At 68.0% G+C, this 16264-nt stretch carries 17 protein-coding genes; 5 read left to right on the plus strand and 12 right to left on the minus strand.

Annotated features, from left to right (window positions below):
* The first annotated feature begins 35 nt into the window (after nucleotides 1-35).
* Nucleotides 36-1535, plus strand: a complete 1500-nt coding sequence (locus KXD96_RS20130) for an amidase (RefSeq protein WP_260739157.1) — start codon at nucleotides 36-38, stop codon at nucleotides 1533-1535.
* A 205-nt stretch (nucleotides 1536-1740) separates the two neighbouring features.
* Complete coding sequence (locus KXD96_RS20135; RefSeq protein WP_260739159.1) at nucleotides 1741-3198, plus strand: aminotransferase class I/II-fold pyridoxal phosphate-dependent enzyme; 1458 nt, start codon at nucleotides 1741-1743, stop codon at nucleotides 3196-3198.
* Nucleotides 3199-3205: 7 nt separating this feature from the next.
* Here the strand turns inward: KXD96_RS20135 and KXD96_RS20140 are convergent, their stop codons facing one another.
* From KXD96_RS20140 to hrcA, 10 genes are all read right to left on the minus strand, one after another.
* A complete protein-coding gene (locus tag KXD96_RS20140) occupies nucleotides 3206-3991 on the minus strand; it encodes an SDR family oxidoreductase (protein WP_260739161.1) in 786 nt (261 codons plus the stop codon).
* Nucleotides 3992-4040: 49 nt separating this feature from the next.
* On the minus strand, nucleotides 4041-4940 hold the full coding sequence (gene era / locus KXD96_RS20145) for a GTPase Era (protein WP_260739162.1): 900 nt from the start codon (nucleotides 4938-4940) through the stop codon (nucleotides 4041-4043).
* Between the two features lie 46 nt (nucleotides 4941-4986).
* Nucleotides 4987-6291 (minus strand): hemolysin family protein, encoded by a 1305-nt coding sequence (locus tag KXD96_RS20150; protein ID WP_260739165.1) that lies wholly within the window; start codon nucleotides 6289-6291, stop codon nucleotides 4987-4989.
* Nucleotides 6288-7577, minus strand: a complete 1290-nt coding sequence (locus KXD96_RS20155) for a hypothetical protein (protein WP_260739166.1) — start codon at nucleotides 7575-7577, stop codon at nucleotides 6288-6290. Before KXD96_RS20155 ends, KXD96_RS20150 begins: the two co-directional genes overlap by 4 nt.
* Entirely contained in the window at nucleotides 7574-8107 is a 534-nt protein-coding gene (ybeY, locus tag KXD96_RS20160; protein ID WP_260739168.1) for an rRNA maturation RNase YbeY, read from the minus strand. The genes KXD96_RS20155 and ybeY overlap by 4 nt, the downstream gene beginning before the upstream one ends.
* 17 nt (nucleotides 8108-8124) lie before the next feature.
* Nucleotides 8125-9183: a PhoH family protein gene (locus KXD96_RS20165; RefSeq protein ID WP_260739170.1), complete on the minus strand. Its 1059-nt coding sequence runs from the start codon at nucleotides 9181-9183 to the stop codon at nucleotides 8125-8127.
* 77 nt (nucleotides 9184-9260) lie between these two features.
* Complete coding sequence (locus KXD96_RS20170; protein ID WP_260739172.1) at nucleotides 9261-9797, minus strand: hypothetical protein; 537 nt, start codon at nucleotides 9795-9797, stop codon at nucleotides 9261-9263.
* Between the two features lie 59 nt (nucleotides 9798-9856).
* On the minus strand, nucleotides 9857-10618 hold the full coding sequence (locus KXD96_RS20175; RefSeq protein ID WP_260739174.1) for a 16S rRNA (uracil(1498)-N(3))-methyltransferase: 762 nt from the start codon (nucleotides 10616-10618) through the stop codon (nucleotides 9857-9859).
* A 117-nt stretch (nucleotides 10619-10735) separates the two neighbouring features.
* A complete protein-coding gene (gene dnaJ, locus KXD96_RS20180; protein WP_260739176.1) occupies nucleotides 10736-11884 on the minus strand; it encodes a molecular chaperone DnaJ in 1149 nt (382 codons plus the stop codon).
* 58 nt (nucleotides 11885-11942) lie between these two features.
* The gene (gene hrcA / locus KXD96_RS20185; RefSeq protein ID WP_260739178.1) at nucleotides 11943-12974 is read right to left on the minus strand and encodes a heat-inducible transcriptional repressor HrcA; all 1032 of its coding nucleotides are present in this window, start codon (nucleotides 12972-12974) and stop codon (nucleotides 11943-11945) included.
* A 219-nt stretch (nucleotides 12975-13193) separates the two neighbouring features.
* On the opposite strand from hrcA, the gene KXD96_RS20190 reads away from it, so the two are divergent.
* The 3 genes from KXD96_RS20190 to KXD96_RS20200 all read left to right on the plus strand — a co-directional run bounded on the left by KXD96_RS20190 (nucleotide 13194) and on the right by KXD96_RS20200 (nucleotide 15060).
* Entirely contained in the window at nucleotides 13194-13508 is a 315-nt protein-coding gene (locus tag KXD96_RS20190; RefSeq protein WP_260739180.1) for a type II toxin-antitoxin system VapB family antitoxin, read from the plus strand.
* 80 nt (nucleotides 13509-13588) lie between these two features.
* On the plus strand, nucleotides 13589-14188 hold the full coding sequence (locus KXD96_RS20195) for a carboxymuconolactone decarboxylase family protein (RefSeq protein WP_260739182.1): 600 nt from the start codon (nucleotides 13589-13591) through the stop codon (nucleotides 14186-14188).
* On the plus strand, nucleotides 14185-15060 hold the full coding sequence (locus KXD96_RS20200; protein ID WP_260739185.1) for a sigma-70 family RNA polymerase sigma factor: 876 nt from the start codon (nucleotides 14185-14187) through the stop codon (nucleotides 15058-15060). Before KXD96_RS20195 ends, KXD96_RS20200 begins: the two co-directional genes overlap by 4 nt.
* On the opposite strand, the gene KXD96_RS20205 is transcribed toward KXD96_RS20200, so the two are convergent.
* On the minus strand, nucleotides 15054-15557 hold the full coding sequence (locus tag KXD96_RS20205; RefSeq protein ID WP_260739186.1) for a hypothetical protein: 504 nt from the start codon (nucleotides 15555-15557) through the stop codon (nucleotides 15054-15056). The two genes, KXD96_RS20200 and KXD96_RS20205, sit on opposite strands and share 7 nt — an antisense overlap.
* A 145-nt stretch (nucleotides 15558-15702) precedes the next feature.
* Nucleotides 15703-16218, minus strand: a complete 516-nt coding sequence (locus tag KXD96_RS20210) for a hypothetical protein (protein ID WP_260739188.1) — start codon at nucleotides 16216-16218, stop codon at nucleotides 15703-15705.
* Between the last annotated feature and the right edge of the window lie 46 nt (nucleotides 16219-16264).

The following is a 16264-nucleotide window of genomic DNA, read 5'->3' on the forward strand; positions in this document are numbered from 1 at the left end:
AATGCTGGTATCCGCGCCGGTTAGTCTCGTACCCCGTGATCGGCGCTTCCGAGTCAGGTCCTGGGTCCGTTTTCGGATCCGGCGGCCAGCGCCTGCCCACACTGACTGACCTGCTCTATCAGCTGGCCAACCGCTCCGTGACCTCCGTCACACTAGTGCGCCGGTCGCTGCACGCCATCCACGCGAGCCAGCCGACGTTGAACGCTTTCCGCGTCGTGCTCACCGAGTCGGCGCTGGCCGACGCCGCGGCGGCCGATCGGCGGCGGGCCGCCGGTGACACCGCGCCGTTGCTGGGCATACCGATCGCGATCAAGGACGACGTCGACGTTGCTGGCGTGCCCACCGCCTACGGCACCGAGGGCTATGTCGCGCCCGCCCCCCACGACGCCGAGGTGGTTCGCCGGCTCAAGGCCGCGGGCGCGGTGATCGTCGGCAAGACCAACACCTGCGAACTGGGTCAGTGGCCGTTCACCAGCGGGCCCGGGTTCGGGCATACCCGCAACCCCTGGTCGCGCCGACACACCCCGGGCGGCTCGTCGGGGGGCAGCGCGGCCGCGGTGGCGGCGGGGCTGGTCACCGCGGCGATCGGCTCCGACGGCGCGGGCAGCATCCGGGTGCCCGCCGCGTGGACGCACCTGGTGGGCATCAAGCCGCAGCGCGGCCGCATCTCCACCTGGCCACTGCCGGATGCGTTCAACGGCATCACGGTCAACGGCGTGCTGGCCCGAACGGTGGCCGATGCGGCGTTGGTGCTCGACGCGGCGTCTGGCAACGTCGAGGTCGACCGGCACAAGCCACCCCCGATCACCGCGTCGGACTATGTCGGTATCGCGCCCGGACCGCTGAACATCGCGCTGTCGACGCGGTTCCCGTACACCGGTTTCCGGACCAAGCTGCATCCCGAAATCCTGGCCGCGACCCAAGCCGTGGCCAAGCAGCTCGAGTTGCTCGGCCATACCGTGGTGCCGGGCAATCCCGACTACGGCCTGCGGCTGTCGTGGGACTTCCTCGTCCGGTCCACCGCGGGCCTGCGGGATTGGGAGGAGCGGCTGGGCGACGGGGTGAACCTCGACCCCCGCACGCTGTCCAATCTGCGCCTGGGCCACGTGCTGGGGCAGGCGATCCTGCGCTCCGCGCGCCGGCACGAAACCGCCGCCCAGCGCCGGGTGGGTTCGATCTTCGACATCGTCGACGTCGTTTTGGCTCCGACCACCGCCCAGCCGCCACCGCTGGCGCGCGCCTTCGACCGGTTGAGCAGCTTCGACACCGATCGCGCGATGATCGCCGCGTGCCCACTGACCTTCCCGTGGAACGTGCTGGGCTGGCCGTCGATCAACGTGCCGGCCGGGTTCACTTCCGAGGGATTGCCGATCGGGGTCCAGTTGATGGGGCCGGCCAACAGTGAGGGCATGCTGATCTCGCTGGCCGCCGAGCTGGAGGCCGTGTGCGGGTGGTCGACCAAGCAGCCGACGATGTGGTGGAACGCCGAAACGGGCACGCCGCCGGTGGCGGGCACCGCGCCGCCAGGAAGGTGAAACCGCGGGCGCCACATCGCCAGAAGTTGAGTTCGCTTGGGGAGCTTTGGGTTTGTCGATGCCCGCACCGGGTAATTGACCGCAGTGCAACGATCCGACGGCCTGGACCTCGACGCAGTCGCGCATAAGCCGGTACGCGAACGCGGGCTACTCGAGGTCACCGAGGCCGTCGCATAGCGGGTGACAAGGCGGGTACCCCTTCGCAATGGACCAATCTGATGCTCCACTGTTAGATGCGCTGGTCGATTACCGCGAAAAGAACCGGTACGGGTTCACGCCGCCGGGCCATCGGCAGGGCCGCGGCACGGATGAGCGTGTCCTAGCGGTCCTCGGCCGCGAGCCCTTTCTGGACGACGTGCTGGCCAGCGGCGGGCTCGATGACCGCAGGACCAGCCACGAATACCTCAAGCACGCCGAGGACCTGATGGCCGAGGCCGTGGGCGCCGACATCGCCTGGTTCTCCACCTGCGGCAGTTCGCTGTCGGTGAAGGCGGCGATGATGGCCGTGGCCGGCGGCGACGGCAGCCTGCTCGTCAGCCGGGACAGCCACAAGTCGATCGTGGCGGGGCTCATCTTCTCCGGAATGCAACCCCGTTGGATCACCCCCCGCTGGGACGCCGAGCACCATTTCTCGCATCCGCCGTCACCGCAGCAGGTGGAAGAGACCTGGGAAAAGCACCCCGACGCCGCCGGCGCGCTCATCGTCAGCCCCAGCCCCTACGGCACGTGCGCCGACATAGCCGGGATCGCCGAGGTCTGCCACGCGCGCGGCAAACCGTTGATCATCGACGAGGCGTGGGGGGCGCACCTGCCGTTCCACGAGAAGCTGCCGACATGGGCGATGGACGCCGGCGCGGACGTCTGCGTGGTCAGCGTCCACAAGATGGGTGCCGGCTTCGAACAGGGTTCCGTGTTCCACGTGCAGGGCGATCGGATCGATCAGGACCGCATATCGGCGTGCGCGGACCTGCTGATGACCACCAGTCCCAACGTCCTGGTGTATGCCGCCATGGATGGTTGGCGGCGGCAGATGGTGCAGCATGGACACGAATTGCTCAGCACCGCAATTGATCTCGCATACCAGCTGCGCCAGGACATCGAAGGCATCCCGGATGTGAAGGTGCTCGACGACGAATTGCTCGGCGTGCAGGCGTCCCACGACCTGGACCGGATGCAGGTGTTGATGGACGTGTCCGCGACGGGCACCTCCGGTTATCAGGCCCACGACTGGCTGCGTGAGCACGCGCACATCGACATGGGAATGAGCGATCACCGCCGCATCCTGGCGACGCTGTCCATGGCCGAAGACGAAAACACCGCAGGCCGGCTCACGGATGCGCTCGTGGCCTGGCGCAAGGCCGCCGACACCTTCGACCCACCCCCGCGCATCGATCTGCCCTCACCCGAGCAGCTGCAACTCGAGACCGTGTGCCTGCCCCGCGACGCGTTTTTCGGGCGCGTCGAAACTGTACCCACCGACCGGGCCGCGGGCCGCGTCGCCGCCGAACAGTGCACGCCGTACCCCCCGGGGATTCCCGCCGTCGTGCCCGGCGAGCGCCTCAACGACGCGGTCCTGGACTACTTGTGTTCCGGTGTGCGCGCGGGCATGAACGTCCCAGACGCGGCGGACCCGTCGCTGCAAACCATCCGCGTGCTCGCCTAGCGGGTGGCTAGTTTCCGCGCGGGCGCGACATCACCCGATTGCCAACGGCTTTCACGCTGTCGGGCAACACGTGGTTCGCCATGCCCATCGCCTTGACGAGGACCGAACCGACGATGACCTTCTGATCACCGCGCATCAACGCCTCGAACCCTTGCCGCGCGACCTTGGCCGGATCGTCCTTCCGACCCTTCCCCATCAGGGACTCCACCATCTTCGCGCGCCCGAAGAAGTTGGTGTCCGTCGGGCCGGGCATCATTGCCGTGACAGTGATTGCGGTGTCGCGCAATTCGTCCTGGAGCGCCGCCGCGAACGACTGGATGAACGACTTCGACGCGTTGTACACCGGTTGATACGAACCCGGCATCTGGGCCGCGATGGACGACGTGAACAGGACCTTGCCCGTATCGCGGTTTGCCATGTCGCGCAGCACCAGCTTGGCCAGGTGAACCGTGGAGCGCACGTTGAGGTCGACGATGCTGAGATCGTCGGCGAGCTCGCTCTTGAGGAACATCTCGCCGCGGCCGATCCCGGCGTTGAGCGCCGCGGCGGCCAGCACTCGGTCGCCCTCGATCGTGCTCTGGTACAAATGCTCCACCCCCTCGGGGGTGCGCAGGTCTACCTGCACCGGCTGCACGGTGGAACTCCACTGGGACAGTTTGTCCGGTACGTCATGGATGGAATCGTCTTCGGCGGCCACGACTAGGTCGTAGCCGTGTTGGGCGAACTGCTTGGCCAGTTCGAGCCCAATACCACTGGACGCGCCGGTCACTAACGCTAACTGTGCTTGGGTCATACGCGACGGCTACCCGCTCGCTGGCGGTGAAAACCTTCGCGCCGGCATTTCAGAAGCCAAGCCGACCAAGCTGTTTGGGGTCGCTCTGCCAGTTCTTGGCGACCTTGACGCGCAGGTCGAGGTAGACCTTGGTACCGAGCAACTTTTCGATCTGGCCGCGCGCCGCGGTGCCCACCTGTCGCAGCCGGGTGCCACCCTTGCCGATGATGATGCCCTTCTGGCTGTCGCGCTCGACGTAGAGGACCGCGTGCACATCGATCAGGTCGTCGCGGCCCTCCCGGGGGGTGACCTCGTCGATGACCACGGCCAACGAATGCGGCAGCTCGTCGCGCACCCCCTCCAGGGCGGCCTCGCGGATGAGCTCCGCCATCAGGACTTCCTCGGGTTCGTCGGTCAGCTCGCCGTCGGGGTAGTACGCCGGGCCGACGGGAAGCGCCGCGGCCAGCACGTCGATCAGCACGTCCACCTGCGTCCCGGTGGCCGCGGACACCGGGACGATCTCGGCCGAGTCACCGACCAGTTCGCTCACCGCCAGCAGCTGCGCGGCCACCCGATCCTTGGGCACCTTGTCGATCTTGGTGACTATCGCCACCAGCGTCGTCTTCGGTGCGGTCGAACGGATTTGGTCGACGATCCACCTGTCCCCCGGGCCGATCGCCTCGTCGGCCGGGATGCACAACCCGATCACGTCGACTTCGGCGTAGGTGTCGCGCACCAGGTCGTTGAGCCGCTTGCCGAGCAGGGTGCGCGGCCGGTGCAGGCCCGGGGTGTCCACCAAAATGATCTGAAAGTTCTCCCGGTGCACGATGCCGCGAATGGTGTGGCGGGTGGTCTGCGGCCGGGTCGAGGTGATCGCCACCTTGGTGCCGACGAGCGCGTTGGTCAGCGTCGACTTGCCGGTGTTCGGACGCCCGACGAAACACACAAAGCCGGAATGGAATTCGCTCATGTCGCGGGTGACGGGCCGGTTTTTCGCACTGGGCGCACGCTTGGCGTCATTGCGGGTTTGCCCCGTCGGAGCCGTTGGACTCGGACTCGACCGGGCTCAGCAGGACAGTGCCGATCCTTACCCGGCCCCGGTGGTCGGTCCCGCCTTCGGCTTGGAGCCGCAGGCCGTGGGAGACCACCTCGGCACCCGGCAGCGGAACCCGGCCCAGCTCCAGGGCGAGCAGGCCGCCCACGGTATCGACGTCGAGACCGTCGTCGAAGTCCACGCCGTACAGCTCGCCGAGGTCTTCGATCGGCAACCGCGCCGAGACGCGGAACCGCTTGTCGCCCAGGTCTTCTATTGGTGCCGTCTCCGCCTGGTCGTACTCGTCGGCGATCTCCCCGACGATCTCCTCCAGCACGTCTTCGATGGTGACCAGGCCGGCTATCGCGCCGTATTCGTCGACGAGAAGAGCCATGTGGTTGCGGTCGCGCTGCATTTCGCGAAGGAGCGTATCCAGCGGCTTGGAGTCCGGCACGAACACCGCCGGCCGCATCACCTGTGCCACGGTGATGCCCCGACCACCGTCACCCGGCAGAAAGCTCTTCTGCACAAGGTCTTTCAGGTAGACCACCCCGACGATGTCGTCGACATTCTCCCCGATCACCGGGAGGCGGGAATGCCCGCTGCGCACCGCCAGGTTCAGCGCCTGACTGGCGAGCTTGTCACTTTCGATCCAGATCATCTCGGTGCGCGGCACCATCACCTCGCGGGCCGGCGTGTCACCGAGCTCGAAGACGGACTCGATCATCCGGCGTTCGTCGGCGGCGACCACGCCGCGCTGCTGGGCCAGGTCGACGACTTCGCGTAGCTCGATCTCGGATGCGAATGGCCCGTTGCGCAAGCCGCGGCCGGGTGTCAGCGCATTACCCAGCACCACCAGCAACCGGCTGAGCGGCATCAACAACCACGAAATGAGCCGCAGTGGAACGGCTGTCGTCAACGAGATGGAATACGCGTGCTGGCGGCCGAGTGTGCGCGGACCCACCCCGATGACGACGAAACTCATCACCACCATGGTGGCCGCGGCGCCGAACAGCGCCCAGCCCAAGCCGAAGTTGTCGTACAGAAAAAGCACCAGCAACACGGTCGCCGTGATTTCGCAGGTGATTCGCAGCAGCACGACCAGGTTGATATAGCGCGGCCGCTCGGCCATCACCTCCGACAGCGACACGGCGCCGGGCCGTTCCTCACGCACCAGCTCCTGGACCCGGGCCAGCGACACCGTGCTGATGGCGGCGTCGATGGCCGCGAAGAGCCCACCGATGGCGATCAGCGCCATCGCGCCGAGCAGCCAGGACAGGCCGGTCAACTGCCGGAAGACCTTGACGTGGTGACAGACTCCCCTACGTCGTCGTCACTCCGTTTTCGGTTGAGGGCCCAGGCGGTCAGGCCCACTACTACACCCAATACGCCGTAGCCCAGCGCCGAGGGCCACCACGGTTGGGGGGGCTGGGTGGGTTCCTCGCGCGGGCGAACGGCCAGCACCACCAAGAAGTTGCCGTCGTCGGTCGGTCCGGTGCGCGGCAGCGACTGAGTCTTGGTCACCCTGATTTGGGCACTGCTGCTGCTGGAGTCGTTGATCTCACCCCAGGCCATCGTGGAGTCGTCGAGCAGGAAGGTCTGCTGGCTGCCCCCGGGCTGGCTCTCGTCCCGGCCCACCACCGCCACCTCGCCGACTTCCAACGTCTGGCTGGCGGCGGGGACGGCAACCAGGACGTTGCGGTACAACTTCGGGGGCTCGGGCGGCTTGTAGTTCGGCGGCGGGGGGCCGTTGGAGCCGTCCGGCGGTAACGAGCCCCCGCCGTAGAAGCTGCCTGCCGCCACCCAGCTGTCGCCGACCGCGGTGAAGGGGACCACGCCGACGGTGGCGGCGTCCAACACGATCCGGGCGCCCGCCGGCAGGTAGGCCTCCCGGTCGGCGCCGTCGTAGAAGTAGCGGAAGATCATCGCCTGGTTGAGCGGGTTGAAGAGGGCCGGGCGGCGATAGGCGTCGTCGTAGTCGACGTAGTCCCAGTGCCGGGGCCGGACCAGTCGCTGATTGTCAACCTTCAGGACGTCCACGTTCTCCCGGTGGGTGCTGACGACGTTCTGCACCCGCTGGTTGAAGTCCATCTGCTTCGGCGGCTTGGGAGGGTCGGCGGGGTTGACCCGCGTGGCCGGTGCGGCCTTGGCCGCCGCGACCGCCTCTGGCGAAACGTCGAGCCCCCTCGGCGGCGCCACGACCGAGACGTTTCTCGACGCGTCGGGGCCCGGCGGATTGATCGTCGCAACCGGGTTGGTAGGCGGCAGATTCGACGGAATGAGCGGTGGGGCGTGGACGGGCTCCGGGCTTGGCGGCACGTACGGGGGAAGCTCCGGAACCTGTACTGGAGTCGGGGACGGCTGAGCCCGGCGGGGCGGCGCGTCCTGGGAGCACACGTTGGAGGTGTGATACTGCGCCACCAGGTATTGACACCACTGGCATCTGGCGGGGTTCGAGCCCGCCCCGGCGCATGGAGCCGCCTCCGCCACCCCGATCGTGGTGGCTACCACCGAGAGCGGTGCGAAGATGATGGCGGCCGCGGCCGCGACGCCGAGTGCTTTTCGTCGGATCAATTGTCGAAATACCTCGATTTGTCCAGCAACCGGCGATCCCGCTCCTGCTGGCGGTCCTGGTGGTAGGCGTGGACTTGCTCGGCGACCCACTCTTCGAGTAACCGGTCCTGAAGGGCGAACATCTCTTTTGCCTCGTCCGGCTCGGCGTGGTCGTAGCCCAGCAGATGCAGCACGCCGTGGATGGTCAACAGCGCCAACTCGTGGCCCAGGCTGTGGCCCGCCGCGTCGGCCTGCCCGGCCGCGAATTCCGGGCACAGCACGATGTCGCCCAGCATCGACGGTCCCGGTTCCGGCGCATCGGGCCGGCCACCCGGCTCGAGCTCGTCCATCGGGAAACTCATGACGTCCGTCGGCCCGGGGAGGTCCATCCAGCGCATGTGCAGGTCGGCCATCGCCGCGGTGTCCAGCAGCACCATCGACAGCTCGGCCGCGGGATTGACGTCCATCTTGGCGATGACGAAGCGCGCGACGCTGATCAGTTCCTCTTCGGAGACGTCGATGCCCGACTCGTTAGATACTTCAATACTCATCGAGGCTCACGGCCCTATCACCGGCGACCGCGGGAGCCCGCGGCCCGCCGAGCCGCCCGGTTCATCGCCAGGTCGGGCTCTTCGTATTTCGCATAGGCGTCGACGATTTCGGAGACCAGCCGGTGCCGCACGACGTCCACACTGGTCAGTTCCGCGATGTGGATGTCCTCGACGTTTTCCAGGATTTGCATCGCCGAGCGCAGGCCCGATCGGGCGCCGCCCGGAAGGTCCACCTGGGTGATGTCTCCGGTGACGACGATCTTCGATCCGAAGCCGAGCCGGGTGAGGAACATCTTCATCTGCTCGGCGGTGGTGTTCTGCGCCTCGTCGAGGACGATGAAGGCCGAATTGAGGGTGCGACCACGCATGTATGCCAGCGGCGCCACCTCGATCACCCCGGCGGACATCAGCTTCGGGATCAGCTCGGGGTCCATCATGTCGTAGAGCGCGTCATACAGCGGCCGCAGATACGGGTCGATCTTCTCGCTGAGCGTCCCCGGCAAAAAGCCAAGGCGCTCACCGGCTTCCACGGCCGGCCGGGTCAAGATGATGCGGGTCACCTGCTTGGTTTGCAGCGCATGCACGGCCTTGGCCATCGCCAGGTACGTCTTACCGGTGCCGGCCGGGCCGACCCCGAAGACGACGGTATTGGCGTCGATGGCGTCGACGTAGCGCTTCTGGTTGAGCGTCTTGGGCCGGATCGTCCTGCCGCGGCGCGACAGGATGTCCAGCGTGAGCACCTCGGCCGGTGACTCGTTATCGGTGCCGACCAGCATGGCGACACTGTGGCGGACCACCTCCGGCGTCATCGGCTGCCCGCTGGCCGCAATCGCGACCAGCTCGGAGATCGCCCGCTCGGCGAGCGCGACGTCGGCGGGCTCACCCGAGATGGTCACGGTATTGCCGCGCACATGGAGCTCGGCGCTCAGGGTGCTTTCCAGGGCCCGCAAATTTTCGTCCGCCGAACCCAACAAGCCCACGACGATATCGGGCGGAACATCGATGCTGCTGCGTACTTGAGCGTTGGCCTCGGGGCCTCCGGCTGCGTCGGCAGCCCTCGTCTCGCGGGGCGTCACGTGGTTTTCGATGCCTGCTTCCTCGGCTTGTCGGTGGTTTGTTAGTCGCCTCAGTCTACGCCGGGGGCCCTGGTAGGTCAGCTTTCAGCAACGTATTGGCCGGCAGAGCCTTGGTCCATCACCTTGCGGGCCTGCGCAACCCCGGTGACCGGCAGCGGCGCCTGGTCGAGCAGTCCGACCTGTACCAGCAGGCACGCCTGGTCCCAGTAAATCCGCTCATATGCCACTTTGGGCGTCTCGGAGCCCATGTCGAAGCCCATCACCACCACCACGGGCAGCAGGACGGCGCGGCCAGTCGGCGGTACGCCGGGAAGGAAGGTGGGCATCGGGATGTCGTGGGTGAACGACATGATCATCTCGTCGACCACGCGGTCGGCGCCCACCGTGCGGCAGACCGGGATGATCGCGGTGTCGGCAGGCCAGTGGCCGATGAAGTATCTGTCGTAGAACTCCGCCACCTCACGGCCGCCGACCCCGCCCATCATCGTGGGCACGTGGTTGACGAAGGGGTCGGCGGTCATCGTCGCCATGGTGGCGGCGACGTCCTTGGCGACGAACTCGTGCGCGACATGCGCGTCGAAGATGGCGCTCAAATCGCCGGCAATCTCGGCCATCACCGCAAGATAACTCCGCCGACGAACGCCGGTGCCGGGAAAGTGCGAAACCGGCGAATTTAGGGACCCGCATCGATATCCCACCGCGGCGTCAGCACGCCCAGCGCGCCCAACGCCACCGCCGCGGCGGTCGAGGTCCGCAGGACCTGGGGGCCAAGCCGCACCGCTGCCGCGCCCGCGTGGGTCAAGGCGGCGATCTCTTCGGGGGTGATACCCCCTTCGGGACCGACCACCAAGAGCAACGAATTCGCTTGCGCGACATCAATGTCGGCGAGCCGTTCGGTGGCCGACTCGTGCAGCGCCAGCACAGTCGCTCCGGCGGCTACCTCGTCGCGGATCCGTTCGGTCAGCTCGGCGGTGGTCAGCACGCCGTCGACGGGCGGGATGTGCGCCCGGCGCGATTGCCGTGCCGCAGCACGGACGACGGCACGCCATCGGCGCAGGCCCTTGTCCGCACGGGCGCCCTGCCAATTGGCCACACACCGGGCCGCCTGCCAGGCCACGAACGCGTCGGCGCCGGCTTCAGTGGCCAGCTCGACCGCCAACTCCGAGCGTTCCGACTTGGGCAGCGCCTGAACCACCGTCACCGGCGGGTACGCAGGTGCGATGTGCCAGCGCTTCAGCACTCGGGCGCGCAATCCCTCGCGGCCGGCGTGCTCGACCTCGCAGTGCGCCAGGCCGCCGGCTCCGTCGCCGAGGACCAATTGCTCGCCGGGGCGGATCCGCCGCACGGTGGCGGCGTGAAATCCCTCGTCGCCGTCGAGGACGGCCAGCGAGCCGATGTCGGGCAGTGCGTCGATGTAGAAGAGGGTCGCGACCATGAGTTTCTCCTACGTCAGTCGCGGGTGACCCGCACGTCGCCGAGCGTGGGGTCTAGGTACGAAAAGCGCTCCGACTTCGTCCACAGGCCACACGCTCGACGAGCTGAAACGGCGCGGCTAGCGCCCGGTGAAGGTTTCGCGCAGCCGGCTGAACAGCCCGCCGCCGGCGTTCGTCGAGCGGACCTCGGGCACATCGCGGCCGCGGCGCCCCTTGAACTCGCGCAGCAGTTCGGTGTCGTGGTGGTCCAGCCGCGTGGGGACCACGACCTCGACGTGTACGTGCAGATCACCCCGGGTGCCCGACCGTAGGTGCGGCATCCCGTGGCCACGCAGGGTGATCACCGAACCCGGTTGTGTGCCAGGCGGAATGGTGATCTCGCTCAGACCATCCAGGATGGCGTCGATGGTGACGGTGGCCCCCAGCGCCGCGTCGACCATGGGCACCGACACCGTGCAGTGCAGGTCGTCGCCCTCGCGCACGAAGACGTCGTGGGCCTGCTCGTGGACCTCGACGTACAGATCGCCGGCCGGCCCTCCCCCGGGCCCGACCTCACCCTGGGCGGCGAGGCGAACCCGCATGCCGTCGCCGACCCCGGCGGGAATCTTGACGCTGATCTCGCGGCGGGCCCGCACCCGTCCGTCGCCCATGCATTGGTGGCAGGGATCGGGAATGACGACGCCGACACCGCGGCAGGTGGGACACGGCCGGGACGTCATCACCTGGCCGAGCAGCGACCGCTGCACCGTCTGGACCTCGCCGCGGCCGCCGCAGGTGTCGCACGGGACCGGCACGGAATCCCCGTTGGTGCCCTTGCCCTGGCAGCGGTCACACAGCACCGCGGTGTCGACGGTGACCTGCTTGGTCACACCGGTCGCGCATTCTTCGAGGTCGAGCCGCATCCGCAGCAGCGAGTCGGAGCCCGGCCGCACCCGGCCGACGGGGCCGCGCGCGGTAGGACCGCCGCTGAACCCGCCGCCGAAGAACGCTTCGAACACGTCGCCGAGGCCACCGAAGCCGCCGCCGAAGCCGCCGCCCGCCGCGGCGGCGTTCTCCATCGGATCGCCACCCAGGTCGACGATGCGTCGTTTCTCAGGGTCGCTCAGCACCTCGTAGGCGACGCTGATCTCCTTGAACTTCGCCTGCGCGGCCTCATCCGGGTTGACGTCGGGATGCAGTTCGCGCGCCAGCTTGCGGTACGCGCGCTTGATCTCCGCGTCGCTGGCGTTCCTGCTCACGCCGAGCAGCCCGTAATAGTCGCGTGCCACGCCTGACTCTCCTAAACCTGGTCCTTATCCCGCGCCTGCGCAGACCGCGGGTGCGCGTTCATCGAGCACCCAGGACTTCGCCGATATATAGGGCAACCGCGGCGACGCTGGCGATAGTTCCCGGATAGTCCATCCGGGTGGGCCCCAGCACACCCATTCCGCCGAACACGGTGTCGGAGGTGCCGTAGGCGGTGGTCACCATCGAGGTGCCCGCCATTTGCTCGGCGGCCGTCTCATGGCCGATGCGCACCGTCACCTTACCGGCTTCCTGCTGGGCCGCCAGCAACCGCAGCACCACCACCTGCTCCTCGAGCGCCTCCAGGATCGAGCGCAGCGAGCCGCCGAAATCGGCGGCGTTCCGGGTCAGGTTGGCGGTCCCGCCCATCAACAAGCGTTCTTCGCTGTGTTCCACCAACGACTCCAACAACACCGTGGCCGAACGGCCGACAGCGTCGCCCAGGCCGTCCGGGGCGCGGAGCTGTCCGGCCAGGTCGGCCACGGCGACCGAGGCCGCCGAGAGCTTCTTGCCGACCAACGCCTGGCCGAGCATCTCGCGGAGCTGGGACAGCTGGTGGTCGTCGATGACGTCGCCGAGTTCGACGATGCGCTGATCGACGCGACCGGTGTCGGTGATGATGACCATCAGCAGCCGCGCCGGGGTCAGGGCGATCACTTCCAGGTGGCGCACGGTCGACGACGTCAGCGTCGGATACTGCACCACGGCCACCTGGCGGGTCAGCTGGGCCAGCAACCGCACCGCGCGCCGCAGCACATCGTCCAGGTCGACGCCGGACTCCAGAAAGCTCAGGATCGCGCTGCGCTCGGCGGAGGACAGCGGCTTGACGTCGTGCAGCCGGTCGACGAACTCGCGGTAGCCCTTCTCGGTGGGCACGCGGCCGGAGCTGGTGTGCGGCTGGGCGATGTAACCCTCGGCCTCCAGCACCGCCATGTCGTTGCGGACAGTTGCGGACGAGACGCCCAGGTTATGACGCTCCACCAGGGTCTTGGAACCGATGGGTTCCTTGGTGGCAACGAAATCGGCGACAATGGCACGCAGCACCTCGAAACGACGATCGTCGGCGCTTCCCACGCGTTGTCACCTCCCTTCACCACCCTGACCGGGTTCATTTTACGGGTCCCGAGCCGTGCTAACTGTTACCAGCAACCGGCCGCGGGGGCGAGCCGCGGCGGGCGCTCGGCGGCGGCGGTCGGGATTCCGGGCGGCTTCGCCGCTGGCGACGCTTCTTCCGACTAGCCTGTCCAGCATGAACCGGTCGGGTCACAGCAACGCGTCGGGGAAGATCGGGCAATGATTTTCAAGGGCGTCCGCGAAGGCAAGCCGTATCCCGAGCACGGGCTGTCCTACCGGGACTGGGCCCAGATCCCGCCGCAGCAGATCCGGCTCGACGAATTGGTCACCACGACGACGGTGCTGGCGCTGGACCGCCTGCTGTCGGAGGATTCAACCTTCTACGGCGACCTCTTCCCGCATGCGGTGCGGTGGAAGGGCGTCACCTATCTCGAAGACGGGCTGCACCGGGCGGTCCGTGCGGCGCTGCGCAACCGCACCGTGTTGCACGCCCGCGTGTTCGACATGGACATGGCGCCGGGGCCGCGCAGGTAGGGCCGGTCACGTTTGGGTGACGCCGGGTGTCGACTTAGTAAGGACGTTGGTTCACACCGCAACTTGCTAGGAGGATCGCCATGTCCCGGTTGCCAGGGGTCTCCGACCACGACGCCAGTCTGGGCGCCAAGATCGCCTTCTTCTTCACCAAGCGCAAGCTGGCCCAGATGACCGGCCTGGAAACGGCCGGAATGCTCGAACCGCTGCGGATGTACGCGCACATCCCCCGGCTGCTCAATGCCTACGGCAGGCTCGAGCAGGCCGAGTCGAAGCTGGACATCCTGCGCCCGCGCCATCGCGCGCTCGCGGAGCTCAAGGCGGCGACGACGGTGCGCTGCGAGTACTGCATCGACCTCGGTTCGCAGATCGCCCGAAGGTGGGGCATCACCGACGAGGAGCTGCTCGCGATGGCCGACTATCGAAACGCCGCGTGCTTCTCCGAGGTCGACAAGCTGATCCTCGAGTACGCCACCGCGATCAGCCGCACCCCCGTCGAGGTCGACGACGAGCTTTTCGCTGCGCTGCGCGCGCATTTCGACACGGCCCAACTCGTCGGGCTCACCCACGTCATCACGCTGGGCAACCTGCGCGCGCGCTTCAACCTCGCGCTGGGGATCGGCTCGTCCGGCTTCTCCGGCAACCAGGTCTGCGCCCTGCCCGAACTCCAGGGCGGCACATGACCGTGGATGCGTCCGTGACGGCGCGGTTCGAGGCGGCGCGACCGCAGCTGGGCGCCATCGCCTACCGCATGCTGGGTTCGATCGACGACGCCCAGGACGCCGTGCAGGAAGCCTGGCTGCGGCTGAGCGGCAGCGGCGCCGACGGCATCGACAACCTGGACGCCTGGCTGACCACCGTGGTGGCCCGCATCTGCCTGAACATGCTGCGCGACCGCCGGGCCCGCGGCAGGGAGGAACCGGCCGTCGTCCTGCCCGATCCGATCGTGGAAGTCGACGACGAATTCGACCCCGAACATCGCGCGATGCTGGCCGACGCGGTCGGGCTGGCGTTGTTCGTGGTGCTGAACACGTTGCCGCCGGAGCAGCGCCTGGCCTTCGTGCTGCACGACGTCTTCGCCGTGCCGTTCGACCAGATCGCACCCATCGTCGGGCGGACGCCGGAGGCCACCCGCAAGCTGGCCAGCCGGGCGCGCCGACGCATCGAAGAGGCCGATCCGGCCCCCGACGGCGACGTGGCCGCCCAGCGGGAGGCGGTCGACGCATTCTTCGCGGCGGGACGAAGCGGCGACTTCGACCGCCTGGTGGCGGTGCTGCATCCCGACGTGGTGCTCCGCGGCGATTTCGGCCGCGGCACCGCGGGTTTCCGCGCCGAGGGTGCGTCCGAGGTGGCCAGGCTCGCCCGCGGTTACGCGGGTGCGGACCGCGAGGTGCGTGCCGCGACCGTCAACGGGGCCGCCGGCGCGGTCATCTTCGTCGCGGGGCACGCGACGGCGATCATGGGGTTCGTGGTGCGCGACGGCCTGATCGCCTCGATCGACGTGCTGGCCGACCCCGTTCGCGTCGCCAGATCACACCTGCGCGCCGGTCACTGACCGGCGGCCTGCAGCAACTGCATCGCCGACGCGCGGGACAGCACCCAGCCGCCCTGGTTGACGAACGTGATGTGCTGCGTGACCGGCGACGTCAGCTTCGGGCCGGAGACCGCCACGTCGGCGGTGGCCGAACCCGCGGCGGCCGGCTGGATGTTCGTGACGTCGAACGACAGGGGCAGGTCGCCGTTCTTGGCCGCCTTCTGCAGCTTCTTGTCGGCGACGTGCGCCTCGATCCCGCTGATGCCGCCTTGAACCAGATTGCCCTTGCTGGAGAACGACACGCTCGGGTCGGCCAGGCTGGTCAGCACGCCGGTCAGCTGATCGGCGGTCGGGACGTCGGCGGCGGCGGCCGGGACCGGGTCCTGCGGTAGAGGCGCGCCGACCGCGGCCAACCGCACCTGATCCATCGGCGCCGCGGTGGAGGCCAAGCCGGCGGCGGCGCCCCCGATGGCGGCGAATGCTGCCACGCTGGTGGCGAGCAACTTAACGGTTTTCATGCTTCCCCCTTCGACGGGCACGAGTCTCAGCGCGCCCGCACCCTGTTGTTTCGCAACTCGGCACGGCTACGTTACGGCAGCGCCATATGAAGACAACAGGCGGAAGCTGTGCGCGCGCTGTGTGGCCGCCCAGAGTTCGGGCCGGCTAGTTGATCGCCGTGGCCGCCTGGATGAGGGCGATGGCGGCGTCGTGCTGCAGCACCCAGTTCCCGCCTTGGTTGACGAACTCCAGATGCTTTTGCACCGGGCCGGCGAACTTCGGACCCGAGATGGCCACATCGGCCTGGGCCATGTTCGGGCCGGCCGGCGCGATGTTCGTCACGGCGAACGTCTCCGGAAAGTTCCCATTCCGGTAGGCCTTTCGCAGCTCGTGGTCGGCCACGTGGCCCTCGTCGGGGCTGATGCCGTTCTCGACCAAGTTGTTCTTGGTCGTGTAGGAGACGCCTGGATTGGTGGCCTGGTCGCACAGGTTCGACAACTGATCCGCGGTCGGCAGCGCTCCCGGGGCCGGCGGCGGCGGTGGCGGGTCCTGCGGTATCGGCGCGCCGATCGCGGCCAACCGCACCTGATCCATCGGTGTTGCGACGAACGCGCCACCGGCGGCTCCCCCTACGACGGCGAACGCCGCCACGCCGGTGGCAATACTTTTCCTGGTTTTCACGGTTCCCCCTTCAGATACGCATGCACCGTGGCGGGATCTCAGCGAT

The organism is Mycobacterium sp. SMC-2 (assembly GCF_025263485.1).
GTDB lineage: Bacteria > Actinomycetota > Actinomycetes > Mycobacteriales > Mycobacteriaceae > Mycobacterium.

What these genes read in the sequence shown, in the direction of transcription:
- KXD96_RS20190 (WP_260739180.1), top strand. Translation starts at nt 13,194, where the DNA reads ATGATTTTCAAGGGCGTCCGCGAAGGCAAGCCGTATCCCGAGCACGGG.
- KXD96_RS20175 (WP_260739174.1), bottom strand. Translation starts at nt 10,618, where the DNA reads ATGGTCGCGACCCTCTTCTACATCGACGCACTGCCCGACATCGGCTCG.
- KXD96_RS20140 (WP_260739161.1), bottom strand. Translation starts at nt 3,991, where the DNA reads ATGACCCAAGCACAGTTAGCGTTAGTGACCGGCGCGTCCAGTGGTATT.
- era (WP_260739162.1), bottom strand. Translation starts at nt 4,940, where the DNA reads ATGAGCGAATTCCATTCCGGCTTTGTGTGTTTCGTCGGGCGTCCGAAC.
- KXD96_RS20205 (WP_260739186.1), bottom strand. Translation starts at nt 15,557, where the DNA reads ATGAAAACCGTTAAGTTGCTCGCCACCAGCGTGGCAGCATTCGCCGCC.
- KXD96_RS20200 (WP_260739185.1), top strand. Translation starts at nt 14,185, where the DNA reads ATGACCGTGGATGCGTCCGTGACGGCGCGGTTCGAGGCGGCGCGACCG.
- KXD96_RS20195 (WP_260739182.1), top strand. Translation starts at nt 13,589, where the DNA reads ATGTCCCGGTTGCCAGGGGTCTCCGACCACGACGCCAGTCTGGGCGCC.
- KXD96_RS20135 (WP_260739159.1), top strand. Translation starts at nt 1,741, where the DNA reads ATGGACCAATCTGATGCTCCACTGTTAGATGCGCTGGTCGATTACCGC.
- ybeY (WP_260739168.1), bottom strand. Translation starts at nt 8,107, where the DNA reads ATGAGTATTGAAGTATCTAACGAGTCGGGCATCGACGTCTCCGAAGAG.
- KXD96_RS20170 (WP_260739172.1), bottom strand. Translation starts at nt 9,797, where the DNA reads ATGGCCGAGATTGCCGGCGATTTGAGCGCCATCTTCGACGCGCATGTC.